This window comes from Streptomyces sp. NPDC002574, from assembly GCF_042889545.1.
GTDB lineage: Bacteria > Actinomycetota > Actinomycetes > Streptomycetales > Streptomycetaceae > Actinacidiphila.
Window position 1 is genome coordinate 97,709 of sequence record NZ_JBIARB010000016.1, and the last position, 16,435, is coordinate 114,143.

Annotated in this window: 10 protein-coding genes; 2 read left to right on the top strand and 8 right to left on the bottom strand. The window is 72.9% G+C overall.

Annotation, left to right across the window (positions count from 1 at the left end; all coding sequences use genetic code 11):
* Positions 1-40 precede the first annotated feature (40 nt).
* Positions 41-2,488, bottom strand: a complete 2,448-nt coding sequence (locus tag ACFYXS_RS33080) for a SpoIIE family protein phosphatase (protein ID WP_389254949.1) — start codon at positions 2,486-2,488, stop codon at positions 41-43.
* A gap of 228 nt (positions 2,489-2,716) precedes the next feature.
* On the opposite strand from ACFYXS_RS33080, the gene ACFYXS_RS33085 reads away from it, so the two are divergent.
* Positions 2,717-3,673, top strand: coding sequence for a 2-hydroxyacid dehydrogenase (locus ACFYXS_RS33085; protein WP_389254951.1), 957 nt, complete (start codon positions 2,717-2,719; stop codon positions 3,671-3,673).
* An 86-nt stretch (positions 3,674-3,759) separates the two neighbouring features.
* Here ACFYXS_RS33085 and ACFYXS_RS33090 read toward each other — a convergent pair whose 3' ends face one another.
* The 4 genes from ACFYXS_RS33090 to ACFYXS_RS33105 form a co-directional block, all read right to left on the bottom strand.
* Positions 3,760-4,788, bottom strand: a complete 1,029-nt coding sequence (locus ACFYXS_RS33090; protein WP_389254953.1) for a methyltransferase — start codon at positions 4,786-4,788, stop codon at positions 3,760-3,762.
* Between the two features lie 91 nt (positions 4,789-4,879).
* The gene (locus tag ACFYXS_RS33095) at positions 4,880-5,956 is read right to left on the bottom strand and encodes an alpha/beta fold hydrolase (RefSeq protein WP_389254955.1); all 1,077 of its coding nucleotides are present in this window, start codon (positions 5,954-5,956) and stop codon (positions 4,880-4,882) included.
* Positions 5,957-6,078: 122 nt separating this feature from the next.
* Positions 6,079-6,840, bottom strand: coding sequence for a maleylpyruvate isomerase family mycothiol-dependent enzyme (locus ACFYXS_RS33100; RefSeq protein ID WP_389254957.1), 762 nt, complete (start codon positions 6,838-6,840; stop codon positions 6,079-6,081).
* A gap of 195 nt (positions 6,841-7,035) precedes the next feature.
* A complete protein-coding gene (locus ACFYXS_RS33105; RefSeq protein WP_389254959.1) occupies positions 7,036-8,718 on the bottom strand; it encodes an alpha-keto acid decarboxylase family protein in 1,683 nt (560 codons plus the stop codon).
* 116 nt (positions 8,719-8,834) lie between these two features.
* Here ACFYXS_RS33105 and ACFYXS_RS33110 point away from each other — a divergent pair, with 116 nt between their 5' ends.
* Positions 8,835-10,061 carry a PucR family transcriptional regulator gene (locus ACFYXS_RS33110; RefSeq protein WP_389254961.1) on the top strand — a complete coding sequence of 409 codons (1,227 nt, stop codon included), beginning with the start codon at positions 8,835-8,837 and terminating at the stop codon, positions 10,059-10,061.
* Here ACFYXS_RS33110 and ACFYXS_RS33115 read toward each other — a convergent pair.
* The 3 genes from ACFYXS_RS33115 to ACFYXS_RS33125 form a co-directional block, all read right to left on the bottom strand.
* A complete protein-coding gene (locus ACFYXS_RS33115) occupies positions 10,042-11,121 on the bottom strand; it encodes a hypothetical protein (RefSeq protein WP_389254963.1) in 1,080 nt (359 codons plus the stop codon). The two genes, ACFYXS_RS33110 and ACFYXS_RS33115, sit on opposite strands and share 20 nt — an antisense overlap.
* 337 nt (positions 11,122-11,458) lie before the next feature.
* Entirely contained in the window at positions 11,459-14,281 is a 2,823-nt protein-coding gene (locus ACFYXS_RS33120) for an NHLP bacteriocin export ABC transporter permease/ATPase subunit (RefSeq protein ID WP_389254965.1), read from the bottom strand.
* Position 14,282: 1 nt separating this feature from the next.
* On the bottom strand, positions 14,283-16,400 hold the full coding sequence (locus tag ACFYXS_RS33125; RefSeq protein WP_389255080.1) for an NHLP family bacteriocin export ABC transporter peptidase/permease/ATPase subunit: 2,118 nt from the start codon (positions 16,398-16,400) through the stop codon (positions 14,283-14,285).
* Positions 16,401-16,435 lie beyond the last annotated feature (35 nt).

Genomic DNA, 16,435 nt, shown 5'->3' on the forward strand with positions numbered 1-16,435 from the left:
CGATGACACGACGGACGCGGGCCGTACGACCGCGCGTGCGTCACGGACGGGGTGTCAGTCGCTGTTCGGCCCAGACGAGTTTGCCGTCGGGAGTGCAGCGGGTTCCCCACCGGTGGGACAACTGCGAGACGAGGAGCAGGCCCCGGCCGTTCTCCTCGGTGGTGCGGGGGTGGCGCGGGCGCGGACGGCAGCTGCCGGCGTCGGACACCTCGCAGGTCAGCATCCCGTGCCGGATGAGGCGCAGGCCGATCGTTCCGGTGCCGTGGCGGATGGCGTTTGTGACGAGTTCGCTGACGATGAGTTCCGTGGACTCGGCCAGGTGCCCCAGTCCCCACTGCTCCAGCCGGCCGGTCGCCAGCGCGCGGGCGTGGTTGACGACGGCGGGATCGGCCGGCAGCCGCCACGAGGCGGCCCGGTCCGGGCCCAGCGACCGGGTGCGGGCGAGGAGCAGGGTCACATCGTCACTCGGCGCTCTGACCGGCAACGCGTCCACCGCGGCCGAGCACAGGTCTTCCAACGGGCGGCCGGGATGTGCCAGGGCGATGCCCAAGCGGTCCATTCCGGTGTCGATGTCCTGATCGCGGGTCTCGACCAGGCCGTCGGTGTAGAGGGCGAGCACGGATCCCTCGGGCAACTCCGTCTCCACCGAGGCGAAAGGGACCAGCCCGAGGCCGAGCGGGGCGCCGGCGGGCAGTTCGGGGAAGGTGACGGTGCCGCGCGGGTCGACGATCGCGGGCGGCGGGTGGCCGGCGCGGGCCATCGCGCAGCGCCGGGTGACCGGGTCGTAGACCGCGTACAGGCACGTGGCGGCCATGGTCGCGCCGGCCGGGTCCAGCGGGTCGGCGTCCTCGTCGGCGAGGTGGCGGATGACCAGGTCGTCCAGATGGGCCAGCAATTCGTCCGGGGACAGGTCCATGTCGGCCAGCGTGCGTACGGCGGTACGGAGCCGGCCCATGCCGGCGGCCGCGTTGATGCCGTGCCCGACCACGTCGCCGACCACCAGGGCGACCCTGGCGCCGGGCAGGGGGATCACGTCGAACCAGTCGCCCCCGACGCCGTGGTGGTCGTCGGACGGCAGGTAGCGCCAGGCCACGTCGGCGGCGGACCCGCCCGTGGCATGGTGCGGCAGCAGATGACGCTGCAGGGCCAGGGCGGCGGCCCGTTCCCGCGCGTACTGGCGGGCGTTGTCCAGGCACAGGGCGGCCCAGCTGACGAGCTCCTCGGCCAGGAGCAGGTCGTCCTGCTCGAACGGCGGGGAATCAGCGGTCCGCACGAACTGCGCCACGCCCAGCACCCCTCCCCGGGCGTGGATCGGGACGACCAGCACGGCGTTCATCCGGTGGTCGTGGACCTTCCGCACCCGCGCCCGGTCGCCCGGCGAGGCTTCCGGTGCCGGCTCCCGGTGCGACGTCCCGGAACGCAGGACCCGTTCGACGGGTGAGCCCGGCGCGACGAGGACCGGCTCCCCCCGCGCGAACAGGGATTGCGGGACGTCCTGGTGGATCGAGGCCAGGCCCGCGCGACGGAAGGCGGGGAGGGCGCCGCCCTCCGAGCCGAGGCGGGCCAGGGGCTCCTCACCGAGCGGGACCGACTCCGCCAGGTCGACGGCGACGAAGTCCGCGAGGAGCGGTACCGCCAGATCGGCCAGTTCCTGCCCGGTCCGCGCGGCGTCCAGGGTGGTGCCGATCCGCGTACTGGCCTCGCCCAGGATCGCCAGGCGTTCCCGCGACCGACGGCTGTCGGTCACGTCCACGCTGACGACGCACACCCCCAGCGCACGGCCGTGCGCGTCGTCCAGGCGGAAGTAGGAGGCCGCCAAGGTGCGTTCCGCGGGTGAGCGCGCGGGCACGAAGGGCCGGTACTCCACCGCGAGTGCCGGGGCCCCGCCTTCCAGGACCTCCCGCATCAGCCCCTCGAGCGTCTCGGCCTCCGTGCTGGGCGCCGCCTCGCTCAGCGTGCGCCCCAGCCGGCGCTCGACCGGAATGCCGTCCTTGAACCCCTGCGTGTCGTTGACCCAGGTGCAGCGCAACCGGGTGTCGCGGATGACGACACCGAGCGGCAGGTTGTTCGGCAGGTGCGGGGACGCCGGGAGCGGTGCCGCCGAGGAACCGTCCGCGACGCGTGAGGGATGTGCGGCGTGATCGGTGGCCGTCACGACCCACCGGGCCCGCCGGTCCGGTCCGACCAGCGACTGCACTCCGATGCGCACGTCGATCCCGTGCCCGTCACGGTGCCTGACCTGGGTGACGCCGGACCAGCGGCGGGGGGACGGGCCGGACTCCGGCAGCGCCGAGGCGTCGGCCCGGTCCTCGGCGGCCGCCAGCAGCCGCGCGGCGGAGTGGCCCACCACCTCCGCGGCCGGGTAGCCGACCAGCTGCTGGGCGGACCGCGTCCACCCGATCACCGTCCCCTCCGCGTCGATGAGGGCCATCGCCTCGTCGATCGCCCGGGGAGCCGGCCGGGGGGCGGTGAGTGTCGAACCGGTCATGGGAGTTCCCTTCGGTGCCGCAGCGCGGTGACGAACGGCCTCGGCCGTCCCGGGCTGCGGCGGGAGCGGCTGTCGACTCCGTTCGTCGACACTTCGAGCTTTTCACCATGGAATCGGCCAATCTACGGCGAAAAGTCGGAATTGTGGAGATCTGGTTCGTGGGATCGACGAACGCCGCTCCGCGGGGGCGTTCGCACGTGGCCCGGGACCGGCCTAGCCTCGTGTTCCATGGCCGATACAGCGAACCTTGCCCCCACAGCCGCGGGCGCCACCGTATGGCTGCCGATTCCGCCCGCGGAGATTCCCGGTCTGCCCGCGGGCCCGGCCTACGTCCACTGGGACGGCGAGGACACGTTCCCCGCCGATCCGGCCGGGGTCGACTTCTACGTGCCGCCGTACTGGAAGGGCGCCGAGATCGCCACCCGCCCGCTGCGGCACGGCGCACGGCCGCGCGTCGTGCAGACCCTGACCGCCGGCACCGACCACGTGCGCGGCCACGTGCCGTCCGGCACCGTGCTCTGCAACGCCCACGGGGTGCACGACGCGAGCGTGGCGGAGCTCGCGCTGACCCTCACCCTCGCCTCGCTGCGCGGCATTCCGCACTTCGTCCACGGCCAGGCCGCCGAGGAGTGGCGCGGCGGCATCCATGCGGCACTCGCCGACCGCACCGCGCTGATCGTCGGCTACGGGGCGATCGGAGGCGCGATCGAGGACCGGCTCGCCCCGTTCGAGTGCGACGTGCTGAGGGTCGCGCGCACCGCCCGCAGTGCGCCCCGCGGCCCCGTGCACGACCTTGCGGACCTGCACGACCTGCTTCCCCGCGCCGACGTGGTCATCCTGGCCACGCCGCTCACCGAGGCCACCGTCCACCTCGTCGACGCCGCCTTCCTGGCACGCATGCGCGACGGGGCCCTGCTGGTGAACATCGCCCGCGGCCGTGTGGTCGACACCAAGGCGCTGCTCGCGGAACTGGAGTCGGGACGCTTGCGTGCGGCGCTCGACGTCACCGACCCGGAGCCGCTGCCCGCGGGCCACCCCCTGTGGCACGCGCCGGGAGTGCTCATCAGCCCCCACGTGGGCAACGCGACCTCCGCCTTCCTGCCGCGCGTCAAGCGCCTGCTGTGCTCCCAGATCGGCCGCTTCGTCGCCGGGGAACCACTGGTGAACGTCGTCACGGACGCCTGAACCGCGCATCGACCGAACTGCCCGCCACCGTGGTGGCGGGCAGTTCGGTCGATGCGCGGTGCAAACCGGACCGGGGCGTCCCTGCGTCAGACCGCCGGAACCGCCTCGATGACGGCGAAGGCGCCCGCCGTGCTCACCTTGACGCGGCGCAGCCCGGCTGCCGTGAACAGCGCGTCGAACTCGCTCATCTCCCGCTCCCGCCCACCGGTCATGCCCAGCATGTTCATGTCCATCAGGGGGGCGAGCCCGGGCTCCCCGGTCCCGCCGACGAGGTGGTCCACCACGACGACGCGGCCGCCGTCCACCAGCGAGGCCCGGCAGTTCTTCAGGATGCGCACACAACTGTCGTCGTCCCAGTCGTGGAGGATGTACTTCAGCACGTAGAGGTCCGCCGCCGGCACCTCCTCGAAGAAGTCGCCGCCGACGACGGTGAAACGCTCAGCGAGTCCTTCGGCGCGGGCGGCCTCGGCGGCCGCGGGAACCACGTGCGGCAGGTCGAGGACGCCCCCGCGCAGTTCCGGGTCGGCCTTCATCATCGCCCGGACGACATGCCCGCTCGCGCCCCCGAGGTCCAGGGCGAGCCCGACACCCCTGGTGTCGAGAACGGCCGCGACATCGGCGGCCGCCGCGACCGACAGGTTGGTCATCGACTCGGTGAAGAAGGACGCCTCCTCATGGTGGCCCGCGAAGTAGTCGAAGACGGTCGCGTCGCCGTGCGCGGCCCGCACCTGGTGGTCACCGGTGCGGACGGCCTCGGGGAACCGGCCCCACGGCAGCCAGTGGCCCGGCGCCGACTGCGAGACCGCGAAGTGGTGCAGCGAGTTGGGGGCATCCTTGTGCAGGGTGCGGAGCAACGACGTGCCGGTGTAGTGCACGCCGTCGTCCGAGGTCATGAGACCGAGCGAGGCGCAGGTCCGCAGGAGACGACGCGTGGCGTCGGGGTCGGTGGACTCCGCCTCGGCGATCTCCTCGGGGGTGTTCGTCCCCGCCTCCAAATGACCCGCGAGGTGGAACATCGCTGCGGCGCGGACGATCTGGGTCACCCAGTACCCGGTGACCATGCCCATCATGCGCTCGTAGTCCCGCGCCTCGGCAGGAACCTCGGGTCGTGTCACGGTAGTTCTCCTTCGTGTGCGGGGGGAGGGGGCCGCCGGGTCGGCCGGCGTCGGTGACACCGGCCGACGCGGCGGCGTGCGGCCGGGTGCCTCAGGCTCGGTCGCGGTACGGCGCCAGGAATGAGGTGAGTGCCGCCAGCATGTCCTCGGGCGCCTCTTCGGCGACCCAGTGGCCGCAGTCGGGGATGACCAGGGTCTGCACGTCGTGGGCGGCGGCCTTCATGGTGACCCCGGCCCCGTCGGCGATGCTCAGCGCTCCGCCGACCGCCAGGACGGGCATGGTCAGCAGGCCGGCCTTCTGGCGTTCCACGTTCTGCGCCAGCGTCGTGTCGAACGCGCGGTAGAAGCCGAAGCTGCCGCGCAGTGCGTCGCGGCCGGAGGCAAGGGTGCGGACGTAGTGCCCGACGGCGTAATCGGGCAGTTTCTTCGCGGCGTTGATGTCGAACTCGAAGCCGAAGAAGATGTCCTCCCGTCCCCTGACGAGCAGTTCGTTGATCTCGGCGAGCCGGTTGAACCCGATGTGCCACACCCTGTTGTTGAGCCACTCGGGGCCGAACAGCGGCGGCGAGGTGCTGATGCCCGGCAGGGGGGCCTCGGCGACGACCAGGCGCTCGACGCGGCCCGGGTGGTCCGCGGCCAGGGCGTAGGCGATCGGCATTCCGGTGTCGTGGCCGGCCACGGCGAACCGCTGGTGGCCGAGCGCGTCCATCAGGGCGGCCAGGTCGCCCGCGATGGTGCCGGTGTCGTAGCCGTCCCGGGGCTTGTCGGTCAGGCCGATGCCGCGCTGGTCGACGGCGATCACCGTGAAGTTCTCGGCCAGCGCCGGCATCAGCAGGCGCCAGGCGTACCAGGTCTCGGGCCAGCCGTGGATCAGCAGCAGGGCCGGCCCGTCGCCTCCGATCACCACGTGCTGGCGCAGTCCGTTCGCGTGGACGAACCGGCTGCTGAAGGTCTTGGCGAACCCCGGCGGGAGATGCGGTGCCCGCGAGACGCTGCCGGGGCCGGTGGCGCCGGCGCCCACCGGCTTTCCGCGGCCGGGTCCCGTCTCGGCGGCCGCGGCCGACCGGGCGGGGAACAGACCGAGGGATCCGGCGGTCGCGGCAGTCACCACGGCGGCCGAGGTGGAGAGAAAACGCCGCCGGGAGTGCGGCGGGAGTATGTCGGACATGGTGAAGCCTCCTGGGAGTGGGCTGATCGAGGGAAGAGGCGAGGCGCCTTCGATGCGCCGCGGGGAGCCCCGCGTCAGGGGTACGACGGACTCGGCCTCCGACCGCGGAGAGTGACGGGCTGTCAGAGAGTGAGGGGGGCGGTGAGGAGGGCGTTGGCGGCGGTGGGGTCGCCGGTGATCCACTGGGGGTGGGTGGGCCGGCGTTTCCAGAGGGTGAGCAGCAGGTCGGCGGCGGGTGCCTCGACCGTTGCCGCCGCTGTTGCGGCGGGTGCGGTGTCCAGTGGCCGGGCCCGGGGGATGTCGGCGGGCTGGATGAGCCAGCCGTGGGCGGTGTCGGTGGTGCGCAGTGCCACGGGTGCGGGCAGTGGCTGGTGCGCGCTGCCGTTCCAGACCCTGGGGACCATCAGGGAGAACACCTCGTCCACGCCGTCGGCGGCGATCAGCGGGTCGACGTGCACCTCGGCCCCGGTGGCGAGTCGGGCGTCGACCAGGTGCACCGTCGAGTCCAGGGCCGCGCGGCGGAACCAGAGCCCCGCCGTGGCGTCCTGGATGCCGAACGCCCACGTCGGTGCGGCGGGATCGGCCTCGTTCAGGGCGGCCAGCAGGATGGCCGCGCCCTCGGCGTACCAGTCGGCGACCGGTTCCCCGGCCGCCGGGGCGAACTGCTCGCGGGGCAGGTCCCCGGTCCGCACCACCGCGGCCGCGAAACGGGACGCCTGACCCAAGTGGACGCCCAGGTCGCTCAGCGTCCAGTCACCGCAGGTGGGCACCGGTGTGCCCGGGTCGGCGCCGCGCAGCACGGGCTCGAACACCGCCGCCTGCTCACGCAGCGCGGACAGATGAGCCCCGGGAGCGAGCGGCAGCGGAACGGGGGGCAGATTCACAACACTCTCCAGTGCGACAAGTGACGGGTGGAAGCGCCTGCTTCGGCGCCCTGACGACGTGACACCCAATTAGGATGACGTAAATCATCCTGAGGTCGAGGAGAGCATGGCAGGGCTGACTTGGGTTTGGCAAGTCAGGCATCAGGAACGCGACAAGAGGGCGCGAACCGCACTGCCGGGCGGGTGTCGTCGAGGTCAGCTCGCCGGGTCGGGGCCGCCGACGACGGCGCGCGACCCCGTCGCGGCCCGCAGCACGTCCGGGACGTCGGAGGCGGGCAGCACGGCCTCCAGCAGCACCGGGCCCGCCGGATCGGCGAGGCGGCCCAGTGCCGCCCGCAGTTCGGCCGCGGTGCTCGCGCGCAGCGTGGTCGCCGACCCTCCCATGGCCGCCGGGAGCGACGACCAGTTCCACCGGGCAATGTCGTTGTACGACCGTTCCCCGCCGTGCAGCGCGTTCTCGATGGCGTAGCGGCCGTTGTTGACCAGGAGCACGATCGGCGCGCAGCCCTCGCGCAGCAGGGTGCCGATCTCCTGGGCGGTCACCAGCGCGGAGCCGTCCCCGATGAGCAGGATCGCGCGCCGCCCGGGCGCTGCGAGCTGCGCGCCGAGGGTCGCCGGGAGGGTGTACCCGATGGAGGCCCACAGCGGCTGACCGACGAACGTCGTCCCGGTCGGCAGCCGCATGGCCTGCGCGCCGAACAGCGCGGTGCCCAGCTCGGCGAGCACGATGTCGTCGGGGCGCAGGAACTCCTCGACCATGGGCCACAGTTGGGCGTGGCGCAGGCCGCCCGTGGAGCCGCGGGCCGGGTCGCCGGTCCGGTCGGTGTCCGGGGCCGGCGGAAGGTCCGGGCGTGCCCACGACCGTCCGGACCCGGCGACCAGCGCGGTCAGCGCACGGACCGCGTCGCGCATCGGCAGGGGCGCGAACAGCCGGTCGCCGATGCGGGTGGCGAAGGGCTGCACGTCGATGGTCCGGCCCGGGTCGGTGCCGTGCCCCGGCCCGGTGGTGGAGTCGGCGAACCGTACGCCCACCGACAGCAGCAGATCGGCCTGTTCGACGGCGGCGAGCACCCGCTTCGTACTGGCGGGGCCGCAGTAGGTGCCGGCGAAGTCCGGGTCGCTCTCGTCGAGTACGCCCTTGCCCATGGACAGCGTCGCGTGCGGGATCTGCCCGGCGGCGACCAGTTCGGCCACCTCGGCCTGGGCCCCGAAGCGGTCGACCAGGAAGTCGGCGAGCAACCCCACTGTGCCGGCCCCCGCCAGTTCGGTGCGCGCGGCGTCGGTGAACCGCTCCAGCACCCGTGCCGAGGCCTCCGGCTCCGGCACGGACAGCGGCCGGTCCGGCGGCTCGGCCGGGGTCGCCGCCACGTCGGCGGGCAGCAGCAGGTAGCCGGGGCGGCGTTCGCGCCGACTGGTGACCAGCACCCGGTCGATCTCGGCGAGTGCGTTGCCCGCGGTCAGGTACGCCTGGGCCACGGTGACCTCGGCGTGCGCCCGCAGGAAATGCCGGTCGTCGCCGTCACCGAGGGTGTGGTGCAGCAGGACGCCGGACTGTCGCGCCGCCGTGGACGGTCCGCCGACGATGTGGATCACCGGCACGTACTCGGCGTAGGCACCGGCGATGCCGTTGATCGCGCTGAGTTCGCCCACCCCGTAGGTGGTCACCAGGGCGCCCGCCCCGCGGACGCGGGCGTATCCGTCCGCCGCGTAGGCGGCGTTGAGCTCGTTGGCGTTGCCGACCCAGCGGATCCGGTCGTGGGCGACGACGTGGTCGAGGAACGCCATGGTGTAGTCGCCCGGTACCCCGAACAGGTGCCGGATGCCGAGCTCGGCGAGCCTGGTGAGCAGGTAGTCGCCAACGGTGAAGTCGCCTGACACGTCCAACCTCGATTCCGGCAGGCGCCGCTGCCTTCGCGTGCATCCGATGTTTCGAGCTTTTCACCACGGAATGCGCCGAGCTACGGCGAAAAGACAAAAATGCTAGGCTCGGATTCGTGGAATCGACGAATCCTGATCTACCGGTGCCGCTCTCGGACGCGGCCCGGCAGGCAGTCGCCCGGATCTGCGCCCGCATCGCCGGGGACCTGCCGGTGACCAGCCAGGAGATCGTCCGGCGGATCCGCGCCGAGATCCCCGACTACGCCCTGGTGCCCGAGGAGGACCACCGCCGGTTCGTGCTGGACCAGGGCCGCATGCTGCTGACCGGCATCGCCGAGCAGAGCGCCCCGCGGGACGAGGAGATCGCGCACGCCCGGGAACTCGGCCGCCGACGCGCCCAGCAGGGCCTGTCCATCGAACTGCTGCTGGGGGCCTACCACATCAACTACCGCGAGGTCTGGAACATGATCCTGCGGCAGGCCACGGCCGACGAACCCGAACACGTCGGCGAGTTGACGTATCTGGTCGCCCTCATCTGGTCCTGGTTCCGGATCCTCATGGGCAGCGCGTCCGACGCCTACGGCGAGGAACTCCGGCGGGCCCAGGTCACCCGGGCCACGCTGGCCCACCGGATGTTCGCCGCGCTCACCGCCGATCCCGTCGAGGCGGACGCCGCGGCGCCGCTGGCGCAGGCCCTCGGCTACGAACCGGAGGGCGCGTTCCAGGCGTTGTGCCTGCCGGCCGAGGACTGGCCGGAGGACCGTACGGAGCAACTGCGGCACCGGCTGGCCGCCCTGCCCGGCGAACTCCACTGCGCGACCGTCGGCACCCGGCTCCTGGTCCTGGGGCAGCGGCACGACCAGGACACGGTCACCGCGGCCGTCACGGCGGCCGCGCCGCCGGAGTCCGGCGGCGCGGTCGGTGTCGGACTCCCGCGGACCGGCCTGGCAGGGGCGGCGGACAGCATCACGGACGCCGCCCAGGCGCTGTCCCAGGCGGGCGGGCGGTGCGAGGTCGTACGCTTCGCCGACACCTGGCTCGCCGCCAGCCTCGACGAACAGGCCGACCGCCTCGCCCCGTTGTTCACCAAGGCCGTCGCCACCGCACGCACGGACGGGCACCTGGCCGAGGCCGTCGTGGCCTTCGCCGACCACGGTCTGTCGGTGGCCGCCGCGGCCCGCGCGCTGCACCTGCACCCGAACTCGCTGGCATACCGGCTCAGCCGGTGGCACGAACTCACCGAATTCGACCCGCGCAGTGGCGACGGGCTGATGGCCTCCCTGGTCGTGCTCCGCCTCTATCGCCCGGCCCGGCCGATCCCGGTCACACGGCGGCGGTCCTGAACGTCGGGTCCCCGGATTCCGCCCCGGCCGGGAGGACAGGTGCCGGGGCGGGGCGGCCGCGCCGCTCGGCGACGGCGGCCCGGGCCACGAGCAGGAGGCCCGCGAGCAGCCAGAGCACCAGGGAGAGCAGCCGGGCCCCCAGGCCCGCCGAGCCGAAGTAGAGCAGGCTGCGGGCGCCCTCGACGAAGCCGGCTCCGTTCCAGAAGGCGTGCAGCGAGCCCAGGAAGCCGTTCTGCAACTCGGGTTCGAGGACGCCGCCGGAGGAGGTGAAGTTGAGCATGATGAACAGCACCATGAGGACCGGCATGGTGAGGCGCTTGAGGAAGGCGTGCAGGCCGATGCCGAGGGTGGTGATGCCCGCCGCGTACAGCCAGGCCATGGCCCACACGCCCCGCAGGTCGTGGTCGACGACATGGAAGGCCGGACCGGCGAGCACCGCCCCGATGACGCTCACCGCCAGTGCGCCGGCGATGCCGATCGCGAGCCGGGTCCACATCCTGAGCGCGGCGCCGGCCGTGCCGATGGCCACGGCGCAGGCGTTGGATCCGATGGTCAGCGCGATCAGCACGAAGAACAGGCCCTGATTGCCGGGGTCGCCGCCGGCGGGCCGGGACAGGTCGGTGATCCTCAGCGGGGCGTCCTGCTGGGCGGCCACGGTGGTGAAGATCTCCTCGGCCGCGGTGGCGGAGGTACTGGAGTTGGCCGCGGCGACCAGCAGTTCGGGATGCTGGGAGCGGGGTACGTACGCGGCGACCAGGTCCCGGTCCATGATGTGCTGCCGCGCCGCGGCACGGTCGGGGAGCGTGGTGACGTCCACCGCGTCCCCGGCCCTGTCCTTGATCGCCTGGGCCAGCAGCCGGTTGTGCTCCGAGGTGCCGACCACGGCGACCCTGAGGTCGTGGGCGTGGGCCTGCGGCGCGTGGAAGGCACCGAGGTAGGCCAGGCCCATGCCGAGGCACATCAGCAGCGGGACGACCAGGTGGCCCAGCACCGGGCGGACGGCATGGCGCTCGACGAGCAGGTGGCCCACCAGCAGGCGGGCGGTGCGCTTGTGGCGCATGACGGCAACTTCCCTCGCAGTCAGGGGTGGTGGTTCGCCCACCGGCCGGACCGGTGGGTGCGATCACCGAGGGGCGGCCGCCCTCTGCGGGGCGGTGTCCATCAACCCTCGCGCCGCCGGAATGTCCCTGATCGCCTCGCCTCTGCGAAATCTTGTAGCGGCATGGGGGCACAGGGCATTGCCGGGCCCGCGTGGCCGGTGTACGCGGAGCCGGGTTGCGGTGTGGCGGAATCGACGCGAGGCCGGACGTGCCCATCCTCTGGAAACGCCGGCCCGCCCACCCACAGTGGATCACCGGCGACCATGCTCGACACCCCGTCAGGCAGAGGTGACGAGTTCACGCCAGCTGACGACGGACCAGTTCATGGAGCCGGCCCTCGGGGTTCGCCAGGAGGTCGGCGGGGCGGCCCTGCTCGACGACACGGCCGTCGGACATGACGACGACCCGGTCGGCGTCCATGACCGTGGTCAGGCGGTGCGCGATGACGACGCGGCTGGCGCGCAGGGCGCGCGTGCTCTCGATGACGACGCGCTGGGTCTCGTTGTCGAGCGCGCTGGTGGCCTCGTCGAAGAAGAGGATGCGCGGACGGCGGACGAGTGCCTGGGCGATCATGAGGCGCTGCCGCTGCCCGCCGGAGACCGTGGCGCCGCCGGAGATCATGGTGTGCAGTCCCATCGGCATCCGCTTGATGTCCTCCGCGAGGCCGGCCATCGCGGCCGCCTCCCACGCCTCCTCCTGCGTGAAGCTCTCGGTGCCGCAGATGCAGTCCAGGATGGAGCCGGTCAGCGGCTGGGCGTTCTGCAGGACGACGCCGCACTGCCGGCGGACCGCGGCCTGGTCGAGGGCCGCGAGGTCCTGGCCGTCGTACAGCACGCTGCCCGCGGCGGGCCGGTCGAAGCCGATCAGCAGGCGCAGCAGCGTGGACTTGCCGCAGCCGCTGGGGCCGACGATGGCGACGAACTCGCCGGGCCCGACCTCCAGGGACACGTCGTCCAGGACCAGCGGGCCGTCCTCGGAGTAGCGGAAGGAGAGCTTGCGGGCCTCGATCGCCCCGGACAGCTCCCCGGGCTGGGTGCTGGCGCCGCGCACCTCGGGGGCCTGGTCGAGCACCGGCTTGATGTGCTCGTACATCGGCAGCGCGGCGGCCGCCGAGACCAGCGCGCCGGTGAGCTGGGTGACCGCGGTGAGCAGCATCGTCACGGCGGTGCTGAAGGTGAGGAAACCGCTCGCGGACAGCGAGCCGCGGGCCGGTCCCGCCAGCAGCACGAACAGCAGCAGCGAGCACAGCGGGAGGTAGACCGCGTTGAGCACGCCCGTGAGGTTCTTGATCCGCCCGGTGCGCTGCTGGAGGTCGCGGCTGCGGGCGAACTCGCGGGCCCAGGCGGCGTAGGCGAAGCTCTCGGCGGCCGCGACGCGCAGCTTGGGCAGCCCGCGCAGGGTCTGGAACGCCTGGTTGTTGAGCTTGTTGCCGAGCTCCACGAGCTGCCGCTGCCAGCGCAGCTGCCACAGCCCGAGGCCGAGGAAGACGGCGGCAATCACGATCAGCATGCCGATCGCCACCAGGGCCAGCGGAACGCTGTAGACCAGCAGCAGGACGAGGTTCATCGCGCCGACCGTGCCGGACTGCACGGCGACCGGGCCGACGCCGGCGAGCACACGGCGGATGGCGCTGACACCCATCGCGGCGCTCGCCAGTTCGCCGGTGGAGCGCTCGGCGAAGAAGGACGTCGGCAGCCGCAGCAGCCGGTCCCAGACGGCGGGCTGCAAGGTGGCCTCGATACGGCCCTCGACGCGCAGCAGCGTGAGGTTCTGCAGCAGCATGAAGGCCGCCGAGACCACGCTGCTGACGATGATCGCGCACGAGACCTGCACGATCAGCCCGGTCTCCGCGCCGGGCACGTAACGGCCGAGCACCTGCCCGGTGGCGATCGGCACCAGCGCGCCGAGCAGCACGGTGATCAGCCCGCTGATGACGAGCGCGCGGAGGTCGGAGCCGGTGCCGCGCATGCTGAAGCGGAGCAACCTCCAGGGCCGCAGCGGCTGTTCGGGCAGCGGCCGGTAGAACATCACCGCCCGCGGGGCGAACTCCTCGGCGTTGTCGGGCGTGACGCGGATGCGGCTGCCGCTCGCGGGATTGACCGCGTCGTAGCCGCCCCGCCGCCAGAGCAGTGCGACCGGCATCCCCGAGGCGGCCCGGTGGCCGACCAGGGGGCCGGAGTTCTCCCGCCACCAGCGGCCGTCGAGACGCACGGGGCGGGTGCGGACCCGGGACCCGACCGCGACCCGTTCCACCGGGTCGACGCGGTCGCTGACCGCGCCGCTCGCGGACGGGGAGGCGAGTGCGATCCCGGCGGCGCGGGCGACCACCCGGCAGACCGCGTACGTCGTGTCGTCCGAGGCCGCGGGCGCGCGCGACGGCGCCTTGCGGGAGCTGGCGATGGACGCCAGGAGCGCCTGGTCGGCCTGACGGCGGACGGCCTCGCCGGCCCGGATGCCGGCGGCGGTGCGGTCCTCGTGGGCCTGCTCGAGCCGCTCGATCCAGCGGTCCAGGGTGGACAGCAGCCGGTACTGCTGGTTGACCATGCCCTGCCACATCGCGCTGTCGAGCAGAAGATCGCCGGCCGCCTCGGCGCTGTAGGCGGCGCCGTACTGCACACTGCCGGGCGCGACCGGCAGCCACAGGATGTCGTCGTCCGCCACGGCCTCGTCGGCGGTGGTGCGGCCGTCCAGCGGGGCCTCGTACAGCACGCGCTGACTGCGGCCCACACCGAGCGCGAACGCGTGCTCCAGCAGGCTGAGGCTCTGCTCCTGGGTGTCGTACGTCCAGTCCCCGGCGTACCCCGGGCGGTGCAGTTCGCGCAGCGGGATGCGGTGCAGGACACAGGACTGCAGCGGCCGCCCGACGAGCGTGTGCTGCGGGCCCTCGACCGGGCCCAGCAGCAGGGTGCCGGCCTCCAGCCGGCCGAGGAAGTGCCAGTGGCCCTGCTGGGCGGCGTCGACGGCGAACAGGTCGAAGGAGCCGGCCACGACCAGCCACAGGACGTGCGGTCCCTCCAGGGACAGGCTGCGCAGTCCCGTGCAGTCCACGGGCGTGCCGAGGCCGCCGAGGGCCGCGATCACCGGGTCGCCGGTGGCCTCCGCGGGCTGTACGGGGATCACTTCAGTGCTCCTTGACCAGGTGCGCGTAGGCGCCGCCCGCGGCGACGAGGTCCTCGTGCCGCCCGCGCTCGACCACGGAGCCGTGGTCGAGCACCACGATCTCGTCGCTGTCGCGCACGGTGCTGAGCCGGTGCGCGATCACCACGCACGCACAGCCGCGCCGCCGCAGGTTGTCGATGATGAGCTGCTCGGTCGTCGCGTCCAGCGCGCTGGTCACCTCGTCCAGCACCAGGATGCTGGGACGGCGCACCAGCGCCCGCGCGATCTCCAGTCGTTGCCGCTGCCCGCCGGAGAAGTTGCGGCCGTCCTGCTCGACACGGCTGTGGATGCCGCCGGGTCGACGGGCGATCACCTCGTACAGGGCGGCGTCGCGCAGCGCGGTCACCACGTCCTCGTCCGGGATGGACGGGTCCCACAGCGCCACGTTGTCGCGCACCGTGCCCTCGAAGAGGAAGACGTCCTGGTCGACGAAGGAGACGGAGGCGGCGAGCACGCTGCGGGGGATGTCCTCCAGGCGCTGCCCGTCGATGCGGATCACGCCCTCCCAGGGGCTGTACAGACCCGAGATGAGCCGGGAGACCGTCGACTTGCCGCTGCCGGAGCCGCCGACCAGCGCCACCTGCTGCCCGGGGGCGACCGAGAGCGAGAACCCGGTCAGCAGCGGCTTGTCGAGCGGGCTGTAGCCGAAGGTGATGCCCTCCAGCGTCACATGGCCCTTGAGCCGGCGGGTGCCCGCCTCGGCCTCGGGCCGTGAGTACAGCGCGTCCACGGGGAAGTTCTCCACGTCCTTGAGCCGCGCGACGTCCGCGGCGAAGTCCTGGATACGTCCCGCGACGCCGTTGAGCCGGGTCACGGGCGCGGTGAAACGGGTGACCAGCGCCTGGAAGGCGACGAGCAGGCCGATGGAGATGTGGCCCTCCACCGCCCGCAGACCGCCGATCCACAGGATGAGCGCGCTGTTGAGCGTCGCGAGCGTGGGCGCGACCACCGACAGCCAGGCGCTCGGCACGCCGAGCCGCTGCTGCTCCTCCAGCGTGACCGCGTGCTGGCCCGCCCAGCGGCGGAAGTAGCCGTTCTCGCCGCCGGTGGCCTTCATGGTCTCGATCGACTGCAGGCCGGTGTAGGCGGTGTTGGTCAGCCGGGCGTTGTCGGCCCGCAACTTCTGCGTCCGGGTGGCCCGCAGCCGCACCACGACCCGCATGGCCACGACGTTGAGCAGCGCGATCCCGACGCCCAGGACGGTCAGTTGGGGGTCGTAGGTCCACAGCAGCACGGCGTAGAGGACGACCACGATCCCGTCCACCGCGGCGGAGGCCAGGTCGCGGCCGAGGGTCTCGGCGACGGCGTCGTTGGACTGCAGGCGCTGCACCAGGTCGGCGGGGCTGCGCTGGGTGAAGAAGGCGACCGGCAGCCGGAGCAGGTGGCGCAGGAAGCGGGCGCTGCCCAGCGTGGAGGAGATGATGCGCCCGCGCAGCAGGTTGGACTGCTGCACCGCGGTGAGCGCGGCGGTGAGCGCCACCATGGTGCCCATGCCCGCGAACAGCACACCGAGCAGGGAGGTCTGCTCGCCGATGAGGAACAGATCGATGTAGGTGCGGCTGAGCGCGGGCAGCGCCGCCCCCACCCCGACCAGCAGCAGGCTGGCCAGCAGCGCCGTCAGCAGGGTGCCGCCGGTGCCGCGCAGCCGGGCGGGCAGCGCGGCCAGCACACCGGGCCTGCGCCCGCCGCGCTGGAAGTCCAGGCCCGGTTCGAAGGTGAGGACGACGCCGGTGAAACTGGTGTCGAAGTCCTCCAGGGACACGAAACGGCGGCCCTTGTCGGGGTCGTTGACGTGCACGCCGCGCCGGCCGAGCCGGCGGCCCATGCCGTCGTAGACGACGTAGTGGTTGAACTCCCAGAACAGGATGGCCGGCGTGCGCACCCCGCTCAGTGCCGCGGTCTCCATCTGCATGCCCTTGGCGCGCAGGCCGTACCCGCGGGCGGCCTTGAGCAGGTTGCTGGCCCGGGAGCCGTCGCGGGAGACGCCGCAGGCGATCCGCAGCTCCTCCAGCGGGACGTGCCGCCCGTAGTGGCCGAGCACCATGGCGAGGGAGGCGGCGCCGCACTCCACCGCCTCCATCTGGAGCACGGTGGGGGTGCGCACGGACGTGTACC